The 26,978-nt window shown below is 51.2% G+C and carries 20 protein-coding genes; 11 read left to right on the top strand and 9 right to left on the bottom strand.

Going from position 1 to position 26,978, the window contains the following annotated elements:
- Nucleotides 1–24: 24 nt before the first annotated feature.
- The 3 genes from hisS (at nt 25) to NTV65_00925 (ending at nt 3,458) form a co-directional block, all read left to right on the top strand.
- Nucleotides 25–1,335, top strand: a complete 1,311-nt coding sequence (hisS, locus tag NTV65_00935; protein MCX6113766.1) for a histidine--tRNA ligase — start codon at nt 25–27, stop codon at nt 1,333–1,335.
- Nucleotides 1,336–1,696: 361 nt separating this feature from the next.
- Nucleotides 1,697–2,311 carry a non-canonical purine NTP pyrophosphatase gene (locus tag NTV65_00930; protein MCX6113765.1) on the top strand — a complete coding sequence of 205 codons (615 nt, stop codon included), beginning with the start codon at nt 1,697–1,699 and terminating at the stop codon, nt 2,309–2,311.
- Entirely contained in the window at nt 2,283–3,458 is a 1,176-nt protein-coding gene (locus NTV65_00925; protein MCX6113764.1) for an RsmB/NOP family class I SAM-dependent RNA methyltransferase, read from the top strand. The genes NTV65_00930 and NTV65_00925 overlap by 29 nt, the downstream gene beginning before the upstream one ends.
- 722 nt (nt 3,459–4,180) lie before the next feature.
- On the opposite strand, the gene NTV65_00920 is transcribed toward NTV65_00925, so the two are convergent.
- The 6 genes from NTV65_00920 to NTV65_00895 all read right to left on the bottom strand — a co-directional run bounded on the left by NTV65_00920 (nt 4,181) and on the right by NTV65_00895 (nt 8,109).
- Nucleotides 4,181–5,014, bottom strand: coding sequence for a hypothetical protein (locus NTV65_00920; protein MCX6113763.1), 834 nt, complete (start codon nt 5,012–5,014; stop codon nt 4,181–4,183).
- Between the two features lie 8 nt (nt 5,015–5,022).
- The gene (locus NTV65_00915) at nt 5,023–5,268 is read right to left on the bottom strand and encodes a hypothetical protein (protein MCX6113762.1); all 246 of its coding nucleotides are present in this window, start codon (nt 5,266–5,268) and stop codon (nt 5,023–5,025) included.
- Entirely contained in the window at nt 5,262–5,684 is a 423-nt protein-coding gene (locus NTV65_00910; protein MCX6113761.1) for a prepilin-type N-terminal cleavage/methylation domain-containing protein, read from the bottom strand. The genes NTV65_00915 and NTV65_00910 overlap by 7 nt, the downstream gene beginning before the upstream one ends.
- Nucleotides 5,685–5,727: 43 nt before the next feature.
- Nucleotides 5,728–6,546: a flagellin gene (locus NTV65_00905; GenBank protein ID MCX6113760.1), complete on the bottom strand. Its 819-nt coding sequence runs from the start codon at nt 6,544–6,546 to the stop codon at nt 5,728–5,730.
- A 269-nt stretch (nt 6,547–6,815) separates the two neighbouring features.
- Nucleotides 6,816–7,271, bottom strand: a complete 456-nt coding sequence (locus NTV65_00900; protein MCX6113759.1) for a TerB family tellurite resistance protein — start codon at nt 7,269–7,271, stop codon at nt 6,816–6,818.
- A gap of 403 nt (nt 7,272–7,674) precedes the next feature.
- The gene (locus NTV65_00895) at nt 7,675–8,109 is read right to left on the bottom strand and encodes a hypothetical protein (GenBank protein ID MCX6113758.1); all 435 of its coding nucleotides are present in this window, start codon (nt 8,107–8,109) and stop codon (nt 7,675–7,677) included.
- A gap of 402 nt (nt 8,110–8,511) precedes the next feature.
- On the opposite strand from NTV65_00895, the gene NTV65_00890 reads away from it, so the two are divergent.
- Both NTV65_00890 and NTV65_00885 read left to right on the top strand, forming a co-directional pair.
- On the top strand, nt 8,512–8,916 hold the full coding sequence (locus NTV65_00890; protein ID MCX6113757.1) for a secondary thiamine-phosphate synthase enzyme YjbQ: 405 nt from the start codon (nt 8,512–8,514) through the stop codon (nt 8,914–8,916).
- Between the two features lie 1,626 nt (nt 8,917–10,542).
- The gene (locus tag NTV65_00885) at nt 10,543–11,145 is read left to right on the top strand and encodes a nitroreductase family protein (GenBank protein MCX6113756.1); all 603 of its coding nucleotides are present in this window, start codon (nt 10,543–10,545) and stop codon (nt 11,143–11,145) included.
- 27 nt (nt 11,146–11,172) lie between these two features.
- Here the strand turns inward: NTV65_00885 and NTV65_00880 are convergent, their stop codons facing one another.
- The 3 genes from NTV65_00880 to NTV65_00870 all read right to left on the bottom strand — a co-directional run bounded on the left by NTV65_00880 (nt 11,173) and on the right by NTV65_00870 (nt 15,556).
- Nucleotides 11,173–12,147: a hypothetical protein gene (locus NTV65_00880; GenBank protein MCX6113755.1), complete on the bottom strand. Its 975-nt coding sequence runs from the start codon at nt 12,145–12,147 to the stop codon at nt 11,173–11,175.
- 109 nt (nt 12,148–12,256) lie between these two features.
- Nucleotides 12,257–14,239 carry a fructose-bisphosphatase class III gene (locus NTV65_00875; protein MCX6113754.1) on the bottom strand — a complete coding sequence of 661 codons (1,983 nt, stop codon included), beginning with the start codon at nt 14,237–14,239 and terminating at the stop codon, nt 12,257–12,259.
- Nucleotides 14,240–14,251: 12 nt separating this feature from the next.
- Nucleotides 14,252–15,556 carry a multiheme c-type cytochrome gene (locus NTV65_00870; protein MCX6113753.1) on the bottom strand — a complete coding sequence of 435 codons (1,305 nt, stop codon included), beginning with the start codon at nt 15,554–15,556 and terminating at the stop codon, nt 14,252–14,254.
- 130 nt (nt 15,557–15,686) lie between these two features.
- Between NTV65_00870 and NTV65_00865 the strand changes: the two genes are divergently transcribed.
- The 6 genes from NTV65_00865 to NTV65_00840 form a co-directional block, all read left to right on the top strand.
- Nucleotides 15,687–18,029, top strand: a complete 2,343-nt coding sequence (locus tag NTV65_00865; GenBank protein MCX6113752.1) for a cyclic nucleotide-binding domain-containing protein — start codon at nt 15,687–15,689, stop codon at nt 18,027–18,029.
- Nucleotides 18,029–18,847 carry a hypothetical protein gene (locus tag NTV65_00860; protein MCX6113751.1) on the top strand — a complete coding sequence of 273 codons (819 nt, stop codon included), beginning with the start codon at nt 18,029–18,031 and terminating at the stop codon, nt 18,845–18,847. Before NTV65_00865 ends, NTV65_00860 begins: the two co-directional genes overlap by 1 nt.
- Before the next feature lie 3 nt (nt 18,848–18,850).
- Nucleotides 18,851–20,539, top strand: coding sequence for an FHA domain-containing protein (locus NTV65_00855; protein ID MCX6113750.1), 1,689 nt, complete (start codon nt 18,851–18,853; stop codon nt 20,537–20,539).
- Nucleotides 20,540–20,553: 14 nt separating this feature from the next.
- A complete protein-coding gene (locus tag NTV65_00850; GenBank protein ID MCX6113749.1) occupies nt 20,554–22,434 on the top strand; it encodes a heme-binding protein in 1,881 nt (626 codons plus the stop codon).
- A 5-nt stretch (nt 22,435–22,439) separates the two neighbouring features.
- The gene (locus tag NTV65_00845; protein ID MCX6113748.1) at nt 22,440–24,260 is read left to right on the top strand and encodes a hypothetical protein; all 1,821 of its coding nucleotides are present in this window, start codon (nt 22,440–22,442) and stop codon (nt 24,258–24,260) included.
- A 6-nt stretch (nt 24,261–24,266) separates the two neighbouring features.
- The coding region (locus NTV65_00840) for a multiheme c-type cytochrome (protein MCX6113747.1) at nt 24,267–26,978 on the top strand (2,712 nt) is incomplete at its 3' end.

Genomic DNA, 26,978 nt, shown 5'->3' with positions numbered 1-26,978 from the left:
GGGTGGTGTAGGGTGCTAGTAACTATGGCAAAAATTGGAAAAATATCGGGATTTCCCGAGTGGTTACCGGAGCAGAAGATTGCAGAGGATCGTGTTATCAGCACGATTCGTGCGATCTATGAAAGTTTTGGATTTACTCCGATCGAAACACCGGCGGTAGAGCTGATCTCGACCCTCGGATCTAAGGGGATAATTGACAAGGAGATCTTTGCAGTCAAACGCCTTAAGGCCGATGAGAGCGATGATGCCGAGTTGGCGCTACACTTCGATCTGACCGTGCCGCTAGCGCGCTACGTTGCGCAGCACGGTAGCTTCCTTAGCTTTCCGTTTAAGCGTTATCAGTGTCAGAAGGTATGGCGCGGCGACCGTCCACAGAAGGGTCGCTTCCGCGAGTTCTATCAGTTCGATATCGATATAATAGCCCGTGATGAGCTGCCACTCTCATGTGATGCCGAGGTTGTGTCGGTGATCGGGCTCGTTATGGATGCGCTGCAGTTTGGTGAGTACTCCATCCGTATTAATAACAGAAAGTTGTTGAGTGGCCTGTATTCTGAGCTTGGACTAGATGAGTCGGCGTGTAGGGCTGCAATCGTTATAGTCGATAAGTTACAAAAGATAGGAGCCGAAGGTGTGAGAGCCGAGTTGCAGAAGATATCGGGCATCTCTGAAGCGGCGGTTGAGGCGATTATTAAGACGACCGAGATCCGGTGTTCGGCCGATAAACTTACTGAGCGCCTTGCTCCGTTAAAGCTTATAAGCCCCTTGATTACCGAAGGGGTGCAGGATCTAGTTACGATCTGGGAGCTATTGCCCGAGTCGGTTAAGAACAGCGCTGTAGTGGATCTTAGTTTAGCACGGGGACTTAACTACTATACCGGTCTAATCGTTGAAACGACCCTGATTAAGTATCCAGAGTTCGGTTCAGTCTTTTCAGGTGGACGGTATGAGGATCTCGCCTCTGAGTTTACAACACAGAAGCTACCGGGAGTTGGCGTCTCTGTTGGATTATCACGCTTAATGGAGCTGGCGTTCACAGAGGGGCTAATATCAACTAGCCAGAGAAGCCCAACACGGGCACTTGTCACCGTGTATTCAGAGGACGATCGAAGGTTAAGCAACGATGTTGCACAACAGTTGCGCTCTGCTGGCTTACCAACGGAGGTCTTCTATAAAGCCCCTAAGCTCGGCAAGCAGATCGAGTACGCTGAATCAAAAGGGGTACGGTATGTGCTCTTTATCGATGCCGCTACGCGTGAGGTAAAGGTCAAGGACCTCGTTACGAAGGAGCAGGCCAAGATTGAAAACTTAGCGGAGTGGGCTAGGACGATAGCGTAAAAATAGATCTCATAAAAACGAGTTTGTAACTGGTCACAGTAGTTTAATGTAGCGATTCAAGCTATTGAGATTACCGTGAAGTTTCATAGGTAATTCGATTGGTCGGCCCCTTAGGGGCTATTGAGTGTCATTAGCGTATGCGAATATTTATCGAATATGCTGGCTAGTTACCTTAATGGTTAATAATACACTGAGTATTTGGTAACTTACAGTGATAATTGACAGTGATAAGCAGACCTTTCACTAAGAGTTATTCATCTTAACGGATAGGCTGCTGTGAATAGGCTACTGGGACCCTTCAAGGGTCTCGTGTGGTACTCTAATAAAATGGGGAGATTTACCCCGCAAATTGTTTAGCTCTATGCCGGGACGTTGGGATAAGATCGATAAGGTTCTTCAGGATGCGTTCTTCGTAACTGGAAACCGTTTTAAGCTCGAAGAGGTCGAGGCCGTTCTGGGCAAGATGCGGCACGTTGACCTAGACCTGCCTGAGCTGCAGGAGCTTGAACCCCGCAAGGTTGTGATCGCAAAGGCGCAGGCGGCGTTGAACCAGGGATACTCTCCAGTTCTGATCGAGGACACCTCGCTCTCGTTAGTGGCCCTCAACGGACTCCCCGGTCCACTTATCAAATGGTTCCTAAAAGCGCTCGGCAGCGAAGGGGTGTATCAGTTGGCGGCAACCCGTAATGATTGCAGAGCTGAGGTGCGCACTATATTTGGACTCGCCCTTGGACCGCAGAGCTTTATCTACGGAGAGGGGATCGTTGCGGGTGAGGTGGTACCTCCCCGTGGTAGCGGTTTCGGATGGGACTCTATCTTCCAACCAACCGGCAGCTCAAAAACTATGGGGGAGATGTCGAAAGAGGAGAAAGCTCTATTTAGTATGCGGGTAAAAGCGCTGCACGATCTCCGTAATCAGCTTGAGAGATTTTATCAGGGCCAAAAGCATGGGCAAAAAGAGCCCCCAAAAGGGTAGTAGCATCTCCACAAACAGCATCTCTACAAACAGTATCTCTACAAACATAGAGAAGGTTGCTCAATCACTCTTTGAGCAGGGTGCTGAGCGCTCCTCTTTTCTAGAAGCTATAGCCCAGGGGGAACGTGCCGTAACGGCGGTGGTAAGGCTAAGGGGCGAGATACAGAGCAAGATACAGGGCGAGATAGCACAGGTCGGTAATAGCGCCACTCAAAGAGCAGCTTGGCTTCCAGACTGGATCTCAGTTGCAGCCCCAGAGGAAAGGCCCGGTCGATCCGAACAACACCAGAATGGAGAGATCTACTGCCTCGATCTCTCCTCAACCTTTGCATGCGCTACACTCTCACAGTTGGCGCAACCTACCGGCATCTTACTTGATATGTGCGCAGCCCCAGGGGGAAAGGGCATCGTTGGTGCGCGTTATCTCTCGCCGCAGATCGTGATTGGTAATGAGGTCATACGAAAGCGCACCTTACAGCTGATCTCAAACTATAAAAGATGTCGAATGGATCCAGCGCTAGTCACGTCGTGCGATCCGGAGAGCCTCGCCCAACGCATACCGCACCGTGCCGATGTGGTTATTGTTGATGCGCCCTGTTCCGGTCAGTCGCTTTTGCTGAAAGGGTTAGCTGCTCCCGGAGCTTTCCACCACGCGACTATCTCTATGAACGAGGGGCGTCAGCGCAGAATATTAGCCAACTCAGCTAAAACGGTAGCGCCAGGAGGCGCTCTACTCTATTCAACCTGTACGTTTTCGCGCGAGGAGAACGAGAATAATATAGAGTGGTTTCTTAAAACCTTTCCCGAGTTTCATGCCGTTACCGTTGACCTTCTTGCCCCGTATCTCTCCCGATACTCAAGCCAGGCGTGCTATCGCCTCTTTCCACACGAGGGACATGGAGCAGGAGCGTTCTGCGCATTGCTGCAACGTGAGGGCAGTCGTAGCACGTTAGAGATATGCATTGATGAGATAACCGACACCTTGCGACCAACATGGCGCTCCCCAACGGTCTTTGCTCTACGACCCGCTCCGATTAAGCGGCAGGAGGCCGAGCACAGCCGCAAGGCGCAGCGCGGGAAGTGGAAAGGGCGGGACGATAAGGGTAGTAGGCGCTTTAAGCGTTTTACTGCCGATGATCAGGAGTGAGATCTCACCCTGAGTAGCCAGCACATCAATAGTACCGAGAGCTGAGACAACGGTAACGTGAATAAGCTTAGGGGATAGATTAACTATCTCACCGATCGTTACGGTGCCCCCAGCTACTATAAGTAGATCTCCATTAAGCTCTAATGCGCTCTCTATCAGGAGCGAGCCAGGTGTTGCCAGAAGCATCGCCCGTTCCTGGTTTGATGACGCGAGGCTAATATTTTGAGCCTTCAGGTTCTCTCGCACGATCAGATCCCCCTGTAGCAGAGCGGGTGAAGTGCAGTCGTGTGAGGCAGTCGGCGAATCAAAGCTACTCTTAGTTACAGCCAGTGGCGTGGTAGGACAGGGGGAGACGGCGGAAAAGATCTGATTATAATCAAACCGTCCGGCTGGTAGGGGAGTTTTTGGAAAGCTTGTTAGAGAGCCCGCCCCCTCCATACAGGCGAGCCAGCTATTGCTAATATTATGATGTGAGGCGTTAACGGTAACGCATTCACGCTGCGCTATCTGGGTTGTTGTAATAGCGCTACGCGCAGTATCGTGCAGCCGCTCACCCTCGCGTTGAATAGCTAGCAGGCTTGCAAGGTGCGAGCTCTGAGAGAGTAGGCTTCTTGCGGCAAACGCAACAAGCAACATGGCAAGCAGGGCGATCGGTAGGATAAATCCCCCTTGATGTACACCCGTAGCTTTTGGTCTATTCATCGTCTCTTCTCACTACTCTACTACTGAAAGATCTCGTTCCAGACTCCCCGTTGCGCAAGACCAACTATTAAGAGCGATTCAAAGGGGCGAGCAGCACGAGTTTTAACTGCAAGGTGGTATGATAATGCTCCAGAGGGATCGCTAAGCGGCGTTACCGTAAAGGAGTGGAGCCTGCGAGCCAGGGGTTGATTTTCTAGGATACGGGAACCTACATGAGAGGCGAGCCGTAACTGGCCACTTCTATCGATAAAGATAGAGTACTCGCGCGCTACCGGAGCGAACTCTAGTAGTGCGGCTGGAGCAGGGAGGGTGGTGTTACTGACTAACCCCCTAATCGCCTGACCGGTTAACTCGATACAGCTAGGGCTTATTGCTCGTATTGTTCCAACTATTTGCAACGCACCGGACACTCCAATCGCCACGTAGCTTTTAAAGGTGGATGGAATAGAGAGCGCATTAATGCCACATGCTTCAAGGGAGATCTCGGCATCCTGAAAGCTAGATTTGCGAACTGCGGCTCTATACGGCGGCGAGAGTTCGATAAATGAGGCAACGTCGGAATCGGGCTGAGGGGCAGAGCTGCTATTTAGGGAGCTTAGTGGGTGTTGGCTCGCTAAGTGATCGCCCCGTACTATCGTTACACCAAATTCAAAGCGACCCCGTTCATGTGCGCGTACCCCCATCTGAAGAGAACCGTGAACCATGCGCGCTGCTATTTTGCCCTCGAGCTCCTCTGATAAATCTCTAAAGAGTTGAATAGAGGAGCCGGTAAAGGATGAGATCCCAGCTCCTATCAGAGCAACCACACATAATACAGAGAGGCATTCTATGAGTGAGAAACCACGCTCATACATAACAGCACCTACGGAATAACGGCCCAACGTAGTTCGCCGCAGCTACAGGTAATGGGTGAGCTTAAGGCGGAACAGCGCGGGCTTTTGCAGTTTGGTGTTTGAGTGCGAATAATCGTGGTTGTTGTGCGCGTTACATTGGCGATAGTGAGCAGAAAGCCGAGCGCTATAATACTAAGCAGAGCTAATGTGATCACTGACTCAAGGAGCACCAGTCCGTTTTGGAGGGAGTTAGTATGCGATATCGGGATTAGCATACAATCCGGATACGGGCTCGTAGCGAGATAACTAAACTACAGCTTAATTTATCGAGCAAAAGGGTAAGCGTTGTTGGAGTAGCGGTATTAGTTGAATAAAAGCGCAGGGCGCTGCCACCTGTTTCTATAGGCTTTATCGTTACGCCTCGGCGTAAGAGATGGGATATGGGAGCAGCTACTCCCTGCGCATCTGTGGTGATGCGTGAGGGTGTAATAGATACCACTATGGAAGCTTCGTTAGCTATGGAGAGGCTGCGTGCTTGCTCAAGAAACAATTTCAAACGGGCCGATTCAGCTAAGAGGTGTTGTCTTTGGATAGTTACTGACAAACGTACGACCGCAAAAGAGGTTAGCAGGGAGAGGATCCCGAGGGTAACGAGCGCCTCTAGCAATGAAAAGCCGCGATTCAGATCCATACTTAGCAGTATCGTTGGAATGGAGCGGAAGTTGCGTATGGAGCTAACTTATCAATCTGCGGATTAGGTCAGCGTTTAATTTTTTGCCGTAAGCTGCAAGGGCCACCAAGCTATTGGCCTGTATCTGTTTGTTTATATTAAATGAGCCCTGCTGAGCGTAGTCGAGGTCTACGATCCGACTTAAGGCCTCCGATTCTCCTATTCGTTGAGAGCTGATGTTCTGATCGATAGTATCAAGCCTGGTCTGCTTTGAGCCAACCGAGCTACGAGCTGTATTGAGGGACTGTGAGAACTGCTGCACGGCGCTATGGGCCGCCCGTGCCCCACCCTGTGTGCTGATATTTTGCGAGGATACCTGCGCGAGTTGTGCTTCAACATCGATGCCGCTTATTTCAATCTGAGAGTTGGCGCTGCTATTGATACCGACCTGAGCGCTAAGCTGCGAAGCGTCAAGAAGCTTAACGCCGTTAAATTCAGTTGTCGCAGTGATGCGGCCAATCTCGCTTGAAAGAGAGGAGTACTCAGCCTGTAGTGCAGCGCGCTGCTCGTCCGAATAGGTGCCGTTAGCAGATTGGACAGCGAGCTCCTGTAGCCGCCCTGAAATATTCTGTATCTCGCTTACTGCCCCATCAGCTATGGAGAGCGCAGAGCCAACGTTGCGCACATTACGAGAAGCCTGTTGCAGAGTTCTGAGGGAGGCTTCAAGGTTTACTGCGATGGCAAGTGCTGCGGCATCATCGGAAGCTTTGTTGATATTCTTTCCAGAGGCGAGTTTGTTAAATGAGTTTGAGAGATCCTGCAGGACCTTGTTTATGTTTTGAGAGCTCCGTATACCTGATACTTGTGAAGCTGGATTGAGCATAATCCTGTACGCAAGAAAAAAATGGGTGGGAGGCTTCCAGGGCAGCTTGATCCTTACAATGCATAATAATAAGGGAATATCGCCGTCCTAAAAACCTCCGCACCCAACGGTAACTGCTTCTGCTGATCCAGTTATCAAGCACTACGAGAGCAGAAGCGAGGATCAATACGACGTGCCTGTGTACGTCGATTGCACATTTCCTCCTAGAGTTAGTTTTCGGCACTATTAGAAAGAACTGTATAGTTTGGTGCGAAAAAGAAAATTGGTGGCTAATCGTTTGAGGGGGGTGCGAGCGGTTCATCAGGAATACCTAGTAGATCGCGAAAACGCCTGCGCAGATATATCTCCATCCCATCAACTACCCCGTTACACTTGATAAGATTGTCAATTATGCTGGCCATAGTGCGCTTGGATACTGGATCTAGCACATCACGTAACATGCTGGCCTCTGTAGAGCTGCTACGCATATTTGTTAGCTGCGCTTTGGCCATAACTATCACGTTGGCTGCCGTCTCATCTGAGATCTTAAAGAGCGCTTTAAGGCCGTGATGAATAACGGAATGCTCAAATTTATCCACACTACTATCGGATGAGGCGATCTCAAGCAGCACGATGGCGGTCGCAAGGGTAAGATCCTGCTTGCTTTTTACCGTACCTTGCTTGCGCAGCCCCTGCATCTGATTCATGAGGTTGTTGGCGTTTAGTTCTGAATGGTTGTTAGACATATGTTTCCAGCTATTAAATATACTTATAAGGGCTATCCAGACTTGGTATCTTTTAGAGGGCCTCTAGGGGTTATGGTTAATAGCGGTAGCTAAGTGCCTTTTAGGCCAGTCTTTTTACACTAAGACTGCATAACTACCTGTATTAGCTTAGTAAAGTTGGATAAATAGTTACGTAATTGTTGCGATATTTATATGACGACCCTCTACTCTCACCAAACGGAAGCTTTTCTAGAAATATAGAGAGGAATCACATTAAGCTAATCTTGGCAGCGAGAGCCTTATTAAGCGGGGGTACCATCGGCAATAGAGGTATTATAATGAGCAGGATTCACCGAGTAATCACGCTATCCTTATACTGCGTGGAGAATAAAAGCTCTTTGCTCATGGCCTTTAGAGGTAGTTATCATACCAGCTCAAATCCGAATTTTTGACCAAACTCAGGTCGTAGCCTCTGAAAGGTCCCTGGAGCTACCTTGAGCATAGGCGTAGCCGCACCCGATAGCATACGTTTTTTGCACCATATCAGTATGTAATTTTCGATCAGAGTACTATCTGGCACAATCACTGAGAGATTAATCAGAAAGCTCTGATCATGGGGGAGAGCTTGCAGCAGATTGAATAGGTTGCTGCGAGCCTCTTCACCACATGGGATATGCGTAATCTTAAGCTCTGAAAATCCTGGATGTTGAATCCTCTCTAGCTCAATTGCAGACTCCTGCATGATTGGCGTGCGTTGCCTCACTACTTGAGGCTTATCTTTCAGGAGCGTATCTATAAATGAGGCTTGGATCTGCTGTGTAAGAATGGGTTCTGGCTCGCCGAGATTCGGTAGCTCCATTGGTGATAGTATAACCCTTAACTGAAGAGTCGGAATTTTAGAGTGGCCGTTCTCTCTTACTAGGCCAAGGGTCTATGGCCGATGGTACTATGGCCGATGGTACGGGGTTACTCTGCTCCACTACTTAGCTTGTCCCCTAGTGTTCTTCTGGTAGGCTAAAAACGGAAATCTGGGCGACTAGAAACAACTTTTCTACAACTTTCGGCGACCTGAGGGCCCTTAGGGCCTCTATTACAATGTCGCTACTGCAGATCTGTTACTTGCTGAAAGAAAATTGATCTTTCTATCCGTCACCAGCGATTTGCTCCGCAAATCGGCTCCTTAGGGGCTATTAAGTGTCATTACCGTATGCGAATATTTCTGGAATATGCTGACTAGTTACACGAGTTGAAGATGGGGTCTATGACAAAGGTTCTCTCCATTCGCACCCGCGGCCAAGGGCTCTACGAGATAACGGATCAGGTTTCACAGCTAGTAGCAGAATCGGATCGCAATGAAGGTTTGTGTACGGTCTTTGTGCGGCATACCTCAGCAAGCCTTACCATACAGGAGAACGCCGATCCCTCGGCGCGCGCAGATCTTGAACGGTGGCTTAATCGCCTAGTACCTGAGAACGATGCACTCTATACACATACCGCAGAGGGGGCGGATGATATGCCCTCGCATATCAAAGCTATCCTGACCGATGTGTCGCTCTCGATACCTATTATGCATGGGAAGCTCGTGCTCGGCAGATGGCAGGGAATCTACCTTTGGGAGCACCGTAGGGTAGGGCAGCTACGCGAGGTTGTTGTGTATTGCGGCTAGCTGGGTTGCGAATCCAATGTTAAGGGTTAATAGTCACTATTCCCTGCGGGGCTGAGGAACAGCCGATGCTACTGATTTAAGACTATGTGTTCAAAGAAAGGGGACCTTGACATATATTGCTATCCCTTAATCTTTCTATTCTGAAACTGGAGAAAAGATCATGAAGAACCTAATCGGCTTGCTTGTTTTTCTTGCCTGGGCCACAGGTGCCGCCAGTGCTGAGTCTATAACGGTGATTCCCGCGGGAGAATGCCGAGGGTTTTTTAGACCAGTCAATGAAGACGGTGTCATGTTTCGGAATCCAAATGCCGCGATCCAAGGAGATGTTAGGTGTACATTACTTTTGCGAACGAATGGCAAAAGACTGAACAAAATCCGGCTGCTTGACAAGAAAAGCCGGTACTCGAACACAAATGTGTCTCGGACGTTTCGCGTTCGCTCGACCAGTTCCGGCTATGCAATAGACTTTAACTACAATCCCAACACTTGCTTCTATTATATTGAAGCGCAAGGCGCACAAAGCAATTTGAGTGTCACAATTGGGAATAGCAAATTGACAAGTCTAAGTCATGAAATCTGCTATGGGGCTTTCTACCTCGCCGCCACTCGCATCGGGCCCAGTCCTCCCGCTTCCACTACCACCGCTACGTCTGCGCTTGAATGCTCCACGAAGTGCACTAAGGAGTCGCTTGTGGCTGGTGGCAGCTGTTACGGCTCCACGTTTAGCCCCGGAACGAACGACTGCCTTCTTTTTTCCAAAACAGACGCGCAACCCTGCACCGCTCTCACACTGTCTATGGACGCAGAGAGCAAACAGGACGGCACATCGAGCGCTCTCTTCCCTGATCGATATTCTTCGGTGGCACGGTCGTGCGTGACGACGACTCCACCGGCAGCAACAGATCGTCCCCCCTATGTCTTGCCGACGAAAGAGGAAAAAGCGGATGCCGCCATTGGCACTGCTCTAGAGTCCGTTGCGGGATCTATCATCCGCTGGCGAGGGGCGACAATATTCGAAGCTGGAATCAACACAGAAATAGGGGTTGCCGGCCCGCCGACCACGCTCCTTTATCTAGGCAGCGTCGCGAAAGTCGCCTCCTCGAGAGCTTGCACTGGCATCTGCCAGCAGTTCAAGAAGGGCAGTCAGTGGACGAGAACCCCTACCGATTTCACGGGAACCTGGGCACAAGCCAATGGGTACTTCGGCGTTACAATGGGCCCCGTAGCTTCGACGTGCGTGGCGAATTCATACTATGCTGCTGCGCCGGTGAACTCGGAGAGTGACGACCAGTTTGGGTACATTTGTGACCTTTGGGGGAAGCCTGAGACGGGCACGCTCCCCTCGCTGACGTCGTTGCCCCAGGAGCCCGGCGGGAAGAATGCCGTGACTGTGTTGATGAGGCTTCGTTGGAAGGCGGTGGCAGGGGAATAGTCTTTTTTCCTCGACTTTAAATGCATTAATCTTGGGGACTAGAAACAACTTTTCTACAACTTTCGGCCATACCAAGGGTCCTGTTGAAATGTCGAGACCGCAGATCGTCTACTTGCAGAAAGTGAATTGATCTTCCTATCCTTGATTTGAAACTTGCGTTATACTCAATATTCTTAAACCTCAATGGGGAAGCAATGAACACATTTGATGCAATTCGCGAACGCAGAGCAGTAAAGCAATTTGATCCACACCATCAATTTACCAAGCAAGAGACAGAGCAGCTGCTTGATCTAGCTATGCAAGCCCCATCATCTTTTAATATTCAGCACTGGCGTTTAGTAAACGTGACTGATAAGGCTTTAAGGCTAAAGTTACGAGAAGTGGCTTATGATCAAGCGCAGGTTACTGATGGATCATTATTATTTGTAGTGACTGTGGATATAAAGGCTTGGGAAAAAGATCCTGCAAGATATTGGGTCAATGCACCTAAAGAAGCTCAAGATATTCTCGTTCCATGGATTAATCCATTTTATGCCGGAAAGGAGCAGCTTCAGCGTGATGAAGCGATGCGTTCTGCTGGAATCATGTTACAAACTATGATGCTCTCTGCAAAAGCAATGGGATATGATTCATGTCCCATGGTTGGCTTTGATTTTGATAAAGTAGCCGAATTGATTTATTTGCCTAAGGACTATGCGATTGCAGCTATGTTGGTTGTTGGTAAGGGAATAAAACCAGCATGGCCTAAACCAGGTTTCATACCTCAGTCAGAAATGATAGTTGAGAACCATTTTTAAACAATTAATAATTATCTTACCAAGGATCTACGTGCGCTTGCGCCGCGTTGCGCCGAACAACGGCTCTACGAGCTTTTCGATACCGATCACCACGAGCACCGCGACGACCGCCGTCGCGCCGAAATCTCCGCCCATGCCTGCGAGCGTCGGCTCGAGGGCGATCTGGAGCAGCGCGTAAAGGAGCCCGCCTGCGGCCGGCAGCCACGGTCGGCTGGCTGCATGAATTTCACCCGTCATCGCGATGAAGCTACCGCCAAAGCAAGCGATGGCGGAGGGCGCCACCACAAACAGCGACTCCGCGCCCACGAGCACCATCGCCAGCACGAACGTGCAGGTCACGGACGCCGACGCCAGCACCGGGCTCCAGCGCAGATGTCGCTGCACTTCGTAGGTCGCTAGCGCCGCCAGAGGCGCGGTGACTAGGACGGCGAGTTGATCGGCCGTTTGCAGCTGCAGCAGCTTGGCGCCGCCGGGTGACGCCCCGATGTGGTCCGCGATCAGCGCCGCGAAACTGACACCGGAGAACGCGAGGAACCCCAGCTTGCCGCCCACGCCGATCCAGGTGGAGCGCAGCAGCGAGTACAGCAGTCCGGCGGTCGCTCCGGCCAGCGCGATCCAGCCCGGGTGCGCGAGCACGAGCGGTGACGTCATGCCGGCAAAGGCACCGACGTAGATCGGTGCGGCAACGGAACGGATCGAGGCCGGCAAGATCGGCAGCGCACCCAGCACGCCGACCACGGCTGCGGCGAGCACTGGCTCGACGTGCCACCCGCGTGCGATGAACGCGACGGCGCTGGCGCCAAGCGCACTTGCGATCACATCGGCCCAGGACGGCATACTCAGCCCGGGCAGGTCCCACACCGTATGCAGGAGGCCGGCGAGCAGCGGCAGCGCGAACAGCCCGAACATGACCATCTCGAGCGGCGTCGCGCCGCGCAGGAAACCGTCGACATAGAAGAACGCTAGCAGCGTGACGAGCCCGAGCCGGACCACAACCGCCATAAGTTTCTGCTGAGCAGGTGACAGGGTTGAATCCGGGGTGGTGTCCGAATTTGGAGGTGTTGAACCAGGCACAGCAGCAGTTACCATAGAAATTACCTATAGCAAGCAGCTATCCCTTGCCCTGCTCAATTTTGTTCTCACGATAAGCCCTAATAAGAAGCTCCAGTAGCGAAATTTGCTGTAAAATCGCACTCCCACGTTCAGTATCAGAGATACGACGGGGTGCTGGATATGTTTTTAATTCCTGAATCTCTGGAATCATATCGGTTCCGTTGCGAATAGCATCATCAACCGAATCAAAGTGATTGTGAAGTGCCAAGTAGGTCCTGCCAGGTTGCAGCACCAAGGTATAGCCCTTGTCGCCGTACGCTTCGGAGAAGGCTCCATCGATGGTAACCGCCTTACCGCACCGCTTTAGGGGCGATTCCCCCTGCTCAATCTTAACAGGCACGTGACCGTTAACTATTAGCCCATCTTTCTCATCAACCGAGAACTCTCTAAGCACTTTGTCACAGAAGGCAGCCTCATGGATAAGTGAAAAATATGGGTTCTTCTCCTCGTGTTGAGCTTTCTTATCACCCACAAAGTATAGCTCAAACGTTGCGAGCTTATCCTTGCCGAAGAGTGGCGATAATGGCCCACACCATAGGTACCAGAGTAGATCTAAATCTTGCTGCCTCTTGCTCTGAAAGGCGCGCTGTACGGAGAGCTCAAGCGCATTAAAGAGCTCCTTGCCCTTACGCGCCACCCCATCAACTGAGAACTCAATAAAGTTGCCCGCCCCGTCGCACGGCACACAGCCGTGAAAGATCAGCGCATGATCGCGAATAATCGCCATGCTACCCTTCTGCGCTACGTAGCTCATATGCTTCCAAAGAACGGCGCTATTTGTGAATGATTCCGTAAGAGCAGCCAGACACGCCTCTTCATGTAAGGAGAGGGCTGTGGGGTGCGCCGGATCGATCGTAGGGAGCGTTGAATCTAATAATGGATACAATATGTTTTCAATCGTGACGGTACCCTGCGCGAGATTAAGCTGTGAGATTAAATCTCTATGCGAGAGTTCAAAGTGGGGATTTCTGGCGATTAGTTGCGCTTCCAACTTAAACTGCATGATGGCGATAGCCTTTTGCATGCGCTTAAGCAGCAGCGCATCCCTATCGCCAATATCCTTACAAGCAAACTGTACGGCTGGATCCTCTGCATAGTGCGCAGCAACTAGCTTTGCAATCGGTTCGAGTGGAATACCGTAGCCCTCCTCTAGTTGGCTCAAGCGGCCGTACCTAAGAGAGAGACGTACAACGGTAGCGATAGATGCAGCATGTCCAAGAGATGCCGCCATCCAGGAGGTGTCGTGGTTGCCCCATGTAATAGAGACATGTGGTTGACGGGAGATGAAATCAATTGATTTATCAATACGAGCTCCACGATCACCTAGATCGCCAGCTACAATAAGCTCATCGATCGCCAAATTCCGGATGATGCGTGCCGTAAGCCTGAGCAGGTCAAGCTCACGACCGTGTGAGATAAATGATTCAAGTATAGAGCTGAAATGCTCCGGGCTACGATTAAACTGGGGGCTTAGGATTAGCTCTCGGAAGAGTTGTAGATAGTGTTGAGGAAGGAGCTCGGCTACCTCATGTAACGGATAGCTTGTAGCCAGCGCTCTAACGATCTGAAGCATAGCACTAAGGTTTAAACTAACGATCTCACGCCGTTGTTCAGATGATACGGAATCGTTGCAATAAAATAGAAACGATTCACGTGGATAGTAGATAAAGCTTAAAAGTCGAAGCTGCTCCTGCTCTGAGAGGGTCTTAGTGAAGAGATCTGAAACGAGGGGCTTGAGGGAGCCCGATGCATTATTAACAACGTGTCGCAGCTTCTTATACTCACCGTGCACATCGCTAATCACATGTATCGTACCCTTTGGTAGGGTCAGGGTAGCCGAGAGCAGCGCTATCTTAGCGAGAGCATCCTCGGTCGTAGGATAAACCGTGCGCAGCTCCCGTAGGTAAAGCAGGGTTATTTCATCAAATTGCAGGGGAATCGAGGGATACGGAATAAAGGGAGACGGGATAAACGGAGACATAGTCGTAGATCCTTATCGAATCGAGCGCTGCAGCTTAGTTGCTGCTGCCGTAAAGCGCTCACTCTTAAAGTTCGTTGGTTGCGAAAGGGTTTTAAAGAGCTTGTCGAGCTCCGACTTATACTCCTTAGCGAGCTGTGAAGAGGAGGCTAGGGTGGCCTGAATTCCCATACCGATCTGCTCTGCTACCTCATACTTTGGAAAGGGGGTCGTTACGGCGAATAAACTCAGTTGCTGCAAAACCCCTTTGCACAGTTGGTAGTCAACTGGTGCAGATAAGATTAACGGTTGCACCTGCTTGGTAAGAAGCTCTGTAAGTTGTGTGAGCGCCTCCTGTGAGGCTGCCGTTCCATCTGATGTATGCAGGATAGCTACCTGCTCCCCAAGGGTAGCTGCGAGCTTTGGATCCAAGGCCTTTAGCGACCACTGTAGCATAAGAAGAGGAGCAAGATTAATCTGCAGTTGGCCAGGCTTGCCCCCGTATGTCTGGTGCTTCCACTGCTGCTCAGCGAGGCTATGGTGACATGAAAAACAGTCAAACAAGGCAAGCTCCGGCAATGCGCCGTCCATCGTTCTGGCTTGAGATTGGAGCATCTTTATCAGACTCTGCGCATGAGTTGACTGTCCGGCGAACCACGCTAGCAACGGCACGTACTGAGATTTGCGCTTTATATAGTCCTGATCCACGACCCAGTGCCTCGGTTGAAGTATTCCGAAGGTGTCGAGCTCAAAGCTAAGGCGCGGATGCCCCGCTCCGTAGAGGTCGTGCGTGACGCGCTTCTCTTCGTCTCCGTAGTGGCAGGAGAGGCAGAGGGTCGCACGTTGACTGAGCTGTGCGATATCGGTTAATCCGTGTGCTAGATTCTCTTTATGGGTGGCGCCTGTGACCGCATGTGATTCAAGCCAATTTTCAGCTGCGCCGTGACACGACTCACATGAAACGCCATCCTCAATCTGAAACCTCTCACCCCGCCTAGACTGCTCTGGAACATAGGTCGTGTGACAACTAAGACAGAGCGGCTCCTTGTTTGGCGCACTAAGGCCGAGGAGGGACGTCATACGCCTGGCATCAGGGCTTATTAGGTTGCTATAGGCCCTAGAATGTTGGTCGTGCTTGGTCCAGGTATAGTATTCATTTTGTAGAACATCTGAGCCCTTTAATGGATGGGCGCTGCCGTGACAGTTAGAGGATGAGCACGAGCCTGTTCCAAGGTATTTTGCGCCCTGTTTTACAGCGCCTGGCTCAGCTAAGAGCGGCAGGCATGGAACGGCAGCCAGCCAGCTAAACAGGGCGATAATGTAAAGACGTTTTACGAGCATTTTAGATCTCTTTCTGTAGGGTAGCGTTTCATAACGTGCGGGGCCATACCGATTTAAATTGCATCAAATGATCCTGGAAATTATAGTCAAAAAGTTATACTGCACCCCTCAGAAGAGCCCTCTAGTTGTTATGCCACAACACTTTGAAATCGCCATTATTGGAGCCGGTCCTGCTGGAATTGCAGCGGCAACTAGCGCCGCTTTTCATAAGATACCCCATATTCTGTTTGAGAAGAGCCAGATAGCAAACACTATCTACGATTATCAGCTGCGTAAGTACGTAATGGCCGAACCGCAGAGGCTCCCCCTTAGAGCGAGATGCCGTTTTGATGCAGGGAGTCGGGAAAAGGTGCTTGAGGAGTTTCAGCACGACCTTGAGCAACACCAGGTTAATCTGATCAGGGCCGAGGTTAATAAACTTGAAAAGGTTGGGGAGCTCTTTGAGATCCACTACCAGGGCACACTATGCACAGCAAAACAGGTAGTTCTTACGATAGGCGTGCAGGGCTCCCCGAGAAAGCTAGGAGTTCCTGGGGACGATCTGGCGCATATCGCCTATACGCTCGCCGATCCGCAGGCCTTTAGCGCTAAAAATATCATCGTTGTTGGAGCCGGTGATGCCGCTATCGAGAATGCACTTGCACTGGCTAACACAAATACCGTGTCACTCGTTAATCGTGGTGACGGATTTGCGCGTGCTAAGGATGCCAATGCAAAGCTTATCCTGAGCGCTATCGCTAAGGGGATAGTTCGCTGCTTCTACGACGCTACGGTGGCGCGCGTAGAGCTAGGGACCACCTTCATTGATACCCCCGAGGGGGAGGTTTCAGTTCCGTGCGACCATATAATAGCTCGGCTTGGATCTATCCCCCCCAGAAAATTCCTTGAGTCTATAGGGGTAGCCCTTCCCAACGCAGAGCCAACGGCACTTCCGGTCGTAAACGAGCGCTATGAATCAAATGTAGCGGGCCTCTATATTCTGGGAGCTTTGATCGGGTATCCCCTAATTAAGCAGGCGATCAACCAAGGCTATGAGGTTATAGAGCATATTCGAGGCGAGCCGGTGGAGCCCGCAGATCAAGCTATGCTTGAGGAGCGATTCGCGCATCTGCCCGGGGCCTTTCAGCAGAACTTCCCGAAGATTACACAAAATCTTCCGCTCTTTAAGGAGCTCAGTGTTCCACAGATGCGAGAGATGGCGATTGACTCTACCCTGCACCTGCAGGGCCCAGGCGATATTATATTCCTAAAGAATGACTACAGCGACTCATTCTGGAGCGTTATCTCTGGAAGCGTTGAGATTGAGATCGATCCAACACATAAGGTAAAGCTCTCGCAGGGGCAGTTCTTTGGAGAGATGGGACTACTCTCCGGGCGTAGGCGTGTTGCAACCGTTCGGGCGGCTGAGGTAGGCACACTCTTACTTGAGACGCCCCGTAAGCAGATGCTTAAACTGATCGCATCGATCAACTCGGTTAAGCGCGCCCTGGATGAACTCTTTATGTTACGCGCCCTGCGGCTCTCGATCTTTCCCGAGGTGCCCCTCTCGTTCCTTGAGGTGCTCGTTACGAAAGCCAAGATGAAGAGCTTCAAGAGGGGCGAGGTGCTCTTTAAGGAGGGCGATATCGGCGAGGCGCTCTACGTAATTCGCAAAGGGTCCGTTAAGGTTTCGCGCTTTAATCACAACGGTGTTGATGTGGCGCAGACCTATGTGCCAGCAGGTCGATTTGTTGGTGAGATGGCGGTGATCATGGAGGCTCCAACAGCGCGCTCCGCTACGGTTACTGCCGCAGTGGCATGCGATACAATAGTTCTTCAAAAGGGCGATGTACTTGAACTACTAGCGGAGTTTCCCGATGTTAAACGCAGCATCGTACAGATAGCGGATCAGAGAAAGATACAGAACACGATGTTGAATTTGAATGAGGAATCGGGCGCGATGCTTGATTTTATGATGAAGGAGGGACTCTCAGATGCCGAGAACGTGCTCCTGATAGACTCAGACCTATGTATCGGATGCGATCACTGCGAAGCTGCCTGCGCCGCAACTCACAATGGATATAGTAGGCTTGATCGCAAAGGTGGCAAGAGCTTCGCCTCTATTCAGGTTCCGATCTCATGCCGCCACTGCGAGAATCCACTCTGCATGCTCGATTGTCCACCAGACGCTCTGACCCGGCTGCCAAATGGGGAGATCGTAATCCGTGATTCATGTATCGGTTGTGGTAACTGCGTAAGCAACTGCCCGTACGGAGTTATTATGATGGTCTATGACGATACGAGCAAAGGGTTCTCGTTGCTAGAGATGCTTGGCTTAAAAAAGAAGGTGAAGGGACCTGCCAAGGCCGCCAAGTGCGATATGTGTTACGAACTAAGCGGTGGGCCGGCATGCGTCAGGGCCTGTCCAACCGGAGCGGCGATGCGCGTCAACTCTACAAAATTAATGCAGATAGTTAGCTCAAAGAGGGAATAGTGGTACAGGAGAACTTCATTACTTATCGTAACTTCAAGTGGCTGTGGTTCACCCTGATAGCGTTGCTGCTCTGTACGGTGGTTTATATCGTTGATACTCCGGTTGGTGGGCCTAACGGCGGCACAACCGTCGGCTATACGTTCGGTATTATCTCAACTATCGGAGTTATTTGGCTGATGGCTTACGGGATTCGCAAACGCGCCTACGGATCTTCCTTAGGGACAGTAGAGGGCTGGCTCGCGGCGCATGTCTGGATCGGGATCGGGTTGTTGTTACTGGTGCCGCTGCATGCTGGTTTTAGCTTTGGAGTAAATGTTCATACCTTGGCGTACGTAAGTATGGTGTTGACGATCGTAAGTGGCATCTGGGGGGCGGCGAATTACGCAGTGTTATCAGGAAGGATTACGGCGCACCGCGGCGGAGTTAAGGACCTTGCGTTGATTGAGCAGATAGACGCTCTCAACGAGCAGATAGAGGCGCTCTGCGTACAGAAGAGCGAACAGTTTCTGGCGCTCCTTAATAGATTTGATCTTCCATTTAAGGTGGGGCTGCGCGCTCTTCTTAAACTAACTAAGCTGCCAGTTTTCGATCAGCAAATTGTGGCAGCCTTGCTAACAGAGATCCCTGAGTCGGAGCATAACGATGCAGTTGGTATGCTCGGAATGCTTGATTATAAGCGCAGCATCCTTAGTGGATTGATCGAGCAGGCTCGTATTAAGGCCCTGCTTAAGATCTGGCTTTACGTGCATGTCCCGGTTTCAGTTGTGTTATGCGTCGCGCTGGCTGTGCATATCTTTGCGGTGTTTTTTCTGCGGTAACAGATGATATTTAGGTACGTTCAAGAAAAACAGAATCTAAACGGATCGACTGAGCGCTTAGCGACAGACTATGCACAGAGTGAGTTGGTGCTTGGTCGTGGCGGGGATTCGCACCTTATATTTCTCAGCAAGCGGGTCTCCCTAGTTCACGCCAAGTTTATCTGGAAGGCAGGGAGGGAGGCAGGAAGCCTGCAGGTCTTAGATCTGGGCTCTCTGGCCGGGGTGCGAGTTAACGGCAGCCGCGTTGCGCAAACAGCGCTACAGGATAACGATCTTATTCAACTAGGAGATATAGAGCTACGCATACGGATAGCAGACGACGACGTTGTTGAGTTGATACATATTATTAAGCCGGTAGAGGAGGGTAAGCAGCACGAGGATGGCTCAAAGCTGCTTAAGAGCCTTAGGGTTGAGTCGTATCTACCGAGCATGAGGGGTTTAATATGGGGAGTTACTCTAGTCTGCACCGGAATACTCTTTGTGTTTCCGCTCAGCTCCAAGAGGATGGAGTCGTGGAGTAGTGGCCCGATCTCAAACTCACATAAGCTGATAGAAGCCGACTGTAAAAAATGTCACGCCGAGCCTTTTATGCAGGTGCAGGATAGGGAGTGTTTGAGCTGCCATGCGATGACTGAACATGCTAAGGGAATAGAGAGCTTTAATCAGCACCATCCGGAGCTCAAATCACGTTGCGGCGAATGTCATATTGAGCACGAAGGTGACCGCGGTCTGATATCGCACGATCCGGGGTTCTGTGTAAGTTGTCATGCAGATATGACCGGTTTAAAAACTGATGCAACGGTTGAGAATGTTGCTAGCTTTGCTAACCACCCGCAGTTTCGAATTAACGTTACGGATACTAGTGGAGTGACCTCTAGGGTGAGTTTGGATGATACTGTTAAGGCAGTGGATAGTTCGCAGATTAAGCTTAATCACGAGGTGCACTTAAAAGCAGGGCTTCGGGGCAAGGATGGTCCGCTAACGCTAGAGTGTAACGCCTGCCACGAGCTAAACGCTAACTTTAAGAGACTTAAACCTATTAGTTTTGACAAGCATTGTCGTGATTGTCACTCACTAGGCTTTGATGAGCAGTTACCCAACGTAGAGGTTCCGCATGGGGATTCTGAGGCGATTTATCCCGCACTCTTTACCGAGTATACGAAGCTGCTCCTGTTAAAAGATGGTCAGGGCTTACCTGAGACCTCAAACGAAATGCAGCGACGCATTCCAGATGGCGCAGTAACTGAGGCATCTCCTGAGTTGCCGGTTAACATAGAGCTGATTGCACAGAGTGCCCGAACAGCCGAGCGCGAGCTATTCACTAAAACTGGGTGCTTTTTGTGTCATACATATTCTGAGAAGCTAGAGGCTGAACGTTCCGACACCAACTCGCACTATACGGTAGTAAAACCGAATATCCCTGAGGTCTGGTTTACGGCAGCTCGCTTTAGCCACGGGGCGCATGAGGAGTTTAGCTGCGAGTCGTGTCACGATAAGACCCGCACCTCCACTAAAACGACAGATCTGTTGATCCCAGGTAAGAAGCTCTGCCAGGAGTGCCACGCCCAGGAGCAGCGAGTCGGCTTCGTTAAGTCGGGGTGCGTCGAGTGTCACTCCTACCACGATGCTCTTGGGTTTCCAGAGCAAAGGAAGCAAGATATCGTTGAGTTTCTGCACGGATTAACCAGATAGAAGGATGTTTGTTGATGAGCCATAAAAGTTTTTTGGGCATACTAACCTCGCTTGCCATACTTTCAGCATGTGGGGGTAGTGGTGGCGGTAGTGAATCCGGGAGCGGCGGTTCAGGTGGAGCCAACTTTAATTGCGATGGAAGCTGCCCTAATCAATCCCTCTCAGTAGCCGATGTAACCCTTATTCTAAGGCAGGCCGTTACCGCCACCCGTAGCCTTGGCTCCGCAGGAACATTCTCCGTCGTTGATCGGACCGGAAACGTGCTCGCCCTTTATCAGATGCAGGGTGCACCGCTAACCACAACGATTAATGGCCAGGTGGGGGCGAATGGAGGACTTGAGGGGCTCGTTGTTCAGGCAACGCTTGCTGCGATCTCAAAAGCCGGCACTGGGGCGTATCTCAGCAGTCAGGGAAACGCCTTCTCGAGCAGAACAGCGGGCCAGATTATTCAGGAGAACTACCTTCCCGGTCAGACTAGCCAGCCCGGTGGTCCGCTCTTTGGGGTTCAGTTTTCACAACTGATCTGTGGGGATGTTACCCTCGCTAACGGTGGGGCCGGTCCGCGTCCTATGCCGCTTGGGCTCTCGGCCGATCCTGGAGGGATTCCGCTCTATAAAAACGGAGATCTAGTTGGTGGCGTAGGAATTGAATTCGATGGGCTCTATACTATAGACCGAGATATCCAAGACTACGACGATGCCCCCGAGGAGCGCGTGGCGCTGGCAGCAAGTGTTAGCTTTGAGGCCCCAGCGCAACGTGTAGCTGATAATATATCGCTCGCGGGGCGCTCGCTCCGCTTCTCTGACATTAGTTACTCTGAGCTAGAGACACAGGCGGAGCTTGATCAGCTTGAGCTAGCTTCCATTAAATCAGAGCCCTCGTATACCTCAGGTGGTATTAAGGCAGGTACTGTTTTTGGAACGGGGGGCTCCGGAGTTGCCAACACGGTTCGCGCCGGTATTCCCGTCGCTGTGCTAATCGGACGGTACCCTACGCGCGCAGGGCGCGCGCTAGCTGGCGGCGTGCAGCTTCAGGTGGAAGAGGTTGACGCGCTCCTTGATTCTGCAATCTTAACGGCGAACCGTACGCGCGCCGCTATCCGTACCCCACGCGATACCGCGGCAAGGGTCTCGGTCTTCGTCGTTGATCAGCTTGGAGAACCGCTTGGATTTATTCGTTCAACGGATGCGCCGGTCTTTGGTATCGATGTCTCGCTTCAAAAAGCGCGTGCTGCAGCCTTTATAAGCTCCGCTGATGCTGGAGCGAAGCTCGCTGCGGGAATCCCTGTAAACTATGCGACACTCTTTGCTACATTTACGGGGAGGAGTCTCGATGGTTCGATAGCTTTTGCTAATCGCTCGATCGGAAACTTGGCGCGCCCATTCTTTCCCGATGGAATTAATGGCAGTCCCAACGGGCCGTTCTCTCTACCATTTCCAGGCACAGCACCCGGAGTGAGTTGGAGCGTATTTAATACCGGACTCTCGTTAGACCTTGTATTTGGCGGATTAGCTGGGCCTATTATGCACCCAGGCTCTGTTCCAGGGAACTGTGCTAATAGCGCTGCCTTTGGGAACCGACTAAGAAACGGCATGCAGATCTTCCCGGGCGCTGTGCCCCTTTATCGAGGAGGTGTGCTGATAGGCGCTATAGGGGTGAGTGGAGATGGAATTGATCAGGACGATCTCGTTGCGTTCTACGGCGCAAGTCGTCGTGGGCTAGATTATGCTGGACATACAACTACTGGAGATGCCGATCTCGGATTTAATGCGCCGCTAGAGATGCGCGCCGATCAGATCGATCTGCCACAAGCGCAGCTTCGATTACGCTATGTGAACTGCCCCGAGGCGCCGTTCATTAGGGATAACGAGCAGAACGTCTGTGGTGAGGGATAAGATAGATGGGGCAAGCCCGTGCTTCAGATCCTCGTAAGAGAGGAGGGGTATCGGTGGGGTTATTGACCTACATTCAGCGCCTCGCAGTGTTTTCGGTGTTGGTCCTTTGTTCTATTCCCCCCGGGGCTTTTGCCGATGAAAAGGAGCCGCAAGGGGCAGCGGATACAATTTATGAGGAGGATCTGCCGAGAAGATTCCCTGATAAGGAGACACCTACATTTCCCAATTATATCTATGAATCTATACCCCCGATAGAGAACTCAGCATCTGACTTCGTGGCGATCCCCGATCGTTGGAGGATGTTCTATGTGGGGAGGTTATACGACCCGTACAATCAGAACGTGCTTAAGGGTGACCTGCCGGTATTCGGCACGCCGGGCGAGGATTGGTTTACTGAGCTCTCTATCATCTCCGACTCGATGTTTGAGGTGCGACGGTTGCCAGTTTCCGTTGGGGGCGCATCCACTAAGAGGCCAAACAGCAATAACGTATTTGGCGACGGGGACCAGAGCTTCTTCACACAGAACGTGATCGCCTCGCTCAGTATTATTAAGGGCAACACCTCCTTTAAGCCCCCCGACCTTGAGATCCGTATCGCGCCGATATTTAACTTTAATAACCTTACGGCAAATGAGGACGGAATCGTTAAGGCCGATCCTGGATACGGAAACGTTCGTTCCGATAGCGCCATCGGATTTCAGGAGCTCTTCGCCGATGTGCATCTGGCGAACCTCTCTGAACGGTATGATTTCGTATCTAGTCGCATCGGTATACAGCAGTTCAATGCAGATTTTAGAGGGTTCTTATTTAATGATAATGAGCCTGGGGTGCGGTTGTTTGGAAATTACGATGATAATAAGACTCAGTTTAATTTGGCTGGATTCTCGCGGCTCGATAAGGATACAAACTCAGGTATTAACACCACCTTTACTGACCGACATGAGGATATTTTTGTAGCAAATATGTTTCGTCAGGATGCGCTTGCGCTTGGGCACACTATGCTTTTTAGCGTTGTTTACCGCGCAGACACGGCGGGGGATGAGGGCGCTAAGTACGATAATAACAACTTTCTTGTGCGGCCAGGTGCCCTCGGCGACCAGCGCGATAAGAATATATACTCAACGTATCTCGGTGTCGGAGGAGATGGGCATCTCGGTCGGGTGAATACAACGACGCAGTTCTATTATGTGACCGGCTCAGAGAGTCACAATCAGATCGCAGGTAGGCAGGTTAATATTAACGCAGCAATGTTCGCGCAGGAGATCTCGTACGATATAGACTTCGTTCGTATTCGCGCCTCATGCTTCTGGGCCTCGGGCGATGATGACCCGTATGATGGTCAGGCCAATGGATTCGACGCCATCTTTGATAATCCAAACTTTGCAGGGGGCGATCTCTCCTTCTTTCAGCGTGAGGCGATACCGTTTATCGGTGGTGGTGGAGTAAACCTCGTTAGTCGAAATAGCCTTCTTCCAAATCTAAGAGCCGGTAAGGAGCTTGGACAATCAAATTTCGTTAATCCAGGGCTAAGGCTGTATAACCTCGGTGTTGATGTTGAGGTTCTTCCTGAGCTTAAGTTAATTACAAATGCGAGCCTCCTGCAGTTTGATCAGGTAGCGGTTATTCAGGACCTAAGACAGGACGGTTCTATTAGCAGGAATATCGGCGTGGATCTTTCGGTAGGCTTTCTCTATCGTCCCTTCCTTAACAATAACGTGCTGATTAGGACCGGCGTAGGGGTATTATTACCTGGACAGGGTCAGAAGAACCTCTTCGGTGATAAGACGAACTACGATGCATTTACTAATTTTATTTTTCAGTACTAACGCTTGATGAAAAAGATAGAGCCACGAATAGCAGCCCAAACTATAGCTCTAATGCGCGCCTGCCTAATTGTCTGTGTAGTGGCTATTATATCGGCCAATACATTAGAGCTCTGCTGCACTAGGAGCGTTAATGCAGAGGAGCGCTATAAGAACGTGCTGCAGCCCGGGGGCTCCACTGAAAAGATGCAGGAGAGTAGCAAGGGATGCCTCGACTGCCACGTTAAGACCGATGCCCCAACGATGCATGAGAATCCAGCTGTTCAGATCGGATGCGCCGAGTGTCACGGTGGTGACCCAACTATTAGAGCAAACGGTCTAAAAACGGATGACCCCGCCTATCAGGACGCAAAGAGGCTTGCGCACGTTTTGCCGACGCACCCAGAGAGCTGGCCGTCCTCGGCTAATCCAAAAAACTCCTATACCGAGCTGATAAAGGAGCCGGTTGAGTTTGTGCGCTTTGTAAATCCAGGCGACCTGCGCGCAGCTCCCGAAGCGTGCGGAGGGTGTCACGCTAAGATCGTTACGGCGGTTAAAAAAAGCCTGATGACAACCTCTGCCATGTTCTTTGGAGGGGCGGCGTACAATAACGGACTCTTGCCCAATAAGCGCTATCTGCTAGGTGAGGGCTACACGCGGGCTGGAGAGCCAGCCTCTCTCGTGCATGATGGAAGGCCCCTAACGGCTCAGATGCGCGCGCGTGGGGTGCTTGAAAAGCTTCTGCCCCTTCCTACCTGGGAGATCTTTCCACCGGCAGATATATTTAGGGTCTTTGAACGGGGCGGAATATTTAACAAGACTCAGTTCGCGGAGGTTGGGTTGCCGAACTCCCTTGAGGATTCAGGAAGGCCGGACATTAGGGCCTCAAATCGTGGCCCTGGAACTGGCGCACGCATCGCTGTGCCGCTGCTGAATATCCATAAGACTCGCCTAAACGATCCGCACCTGAGTTTTCTTGGAACGAACGATCATCCGGGTGACTATAGAAGTAGTGGATGCACGGCCTGCCACGCGGTCTATGCAAATGATCGCGATCCGCTACACTCAGGGCCCTATGCTAAGTATGGACACGATGGCAGATCTATAACCACCGATCCTACTATTCCTAAGAATGAGGGGGGGCATCCCCTCAAGCACGTTTTTACCCGAGCAATTCCGACCAGTCAGTGCATGGTGTGCCATATGCACCAGCCTAATATGTTCTTAAACACCTACCTCGGCTACACGATGTGGGATTATGAAGCTGACGCTCCAAAGATGTGGCCTGAGAAGCAACGTTATCCGACGATGGAGGAGAGCTTTAACTCACTTAAACATAATCCCGAAGAGGCTGCTATTCGCGGCAAGTGGAGCGATATGGATTTCTTAAAGCGGGTTAGTGAGCTTAATCCAGAATTAAACACAACTCAGTTTGCAGACTATCACGGACACGGCTGGAACTTTAGAGCGGTATATAAGCGCGATCGCAAGGGGCATCTACTCGATAAGGATGGCAAGCTAGTATCTTTCGAGGATCCTAATAAATTCAAAAAAGCTGTGCACCTAAAAGATATCCATGTTGATTTTGGTATGCAGTGTGTTGATTGTCACTTTGGGCAGGATACGCACGGGGATGGTAATATCTACGGAGAGGTAGCGCAGGCAGTAGAGATCGGGTGCGAGGATTGTCACGGTGATCTAACTAAACGCGCAACCCTTAAAACCTCTGGACCTGCGGCACCTGCGGGTGGAAACGATCTCGCCGTTAAGCGCACTCCGTGGGGAGAGAGCCAGTTTGCTTGGCTAGATAATCAGCTCTATCAACGCTCGATGGTTACAAAGGGCATGCAGTGGCGCGTTAAGCAGGTCAGGGATTCCGTAGATCCAGAGAGTCGTGATTATAATAAACGGGCCGCCGACGCGAAGCTAGTTATGAAGCTCACAGAGGGGGCTGAAACCTACAAGATCGCAGCAGCACAGCAGGGAACTAAGCCTGGATTTGAATCAAAGCTCGCACACCCCAATAGCGAGATGGCGTGTTTCGCCTGCCATAGCTCGTGGACCACGGCGTGCGGGGGATGTCACCTTCCTATACAGGCTAACTGGAAGAGTAAGGTCAATCACTATGAGGGCAAGGAGACCCGCAACTGGGCGAGTTACAATCCACAGGTAGCGCGTGACGATATGTATCAACTTGGACGGCACGGCCCTGCCAAGAACGGCAAGATAGTGCCGGTGCGTTCATCGAGCGCACTTATTCTAAGCTCCGTCGATGCTAATCGACAGAAGGTCTACTTCCAGCAACCCCCCACATCGGGTGGTGGCTACAGCTCACAGGCCTTTGCTCCACATTTTCCCCATACGGTGCGTACCACCGAGACCAAGGGGTGTAAGGATTGTCATATCTCTAAAGATAACGACAACAACGCCATCATGGCGCAGCTTCTTCTCTTAGGAACTAACTTCGTTAATTTCATGGGGTACTATACCTGGGTTGCTACGAGTGAGCAGGGCGTGGCTGGGGTTCAGGTGACTGAGTGGGAGGAGCCGCAGGCAGTGATCGGAAGTTACCTACAACGCTACGCCTATCCGGACTACTTTAAGGCGCACCAGGAGAGGGGGCTTGAGCTGCAGGAGAGCCATGAACACCACGGCGTTGATGGTAACACCCGCGCTATTCAGCTTCGTGGAGAGTACCTATATACGGCAGCGGGGCAGGATGGTCTGCGCGTTTATGACGTT

It is taken from the genome of Pseudomonadota bacterium (assembly GCA_026390555.1).
GTDB lineage: Bacteria > Bdellovibrionota_C > UBA2361 > UBA2361 > OMII01 > OMII01.
This window is presented reverse-complemented; position numbering and strand designations above follow the sequence as displayed.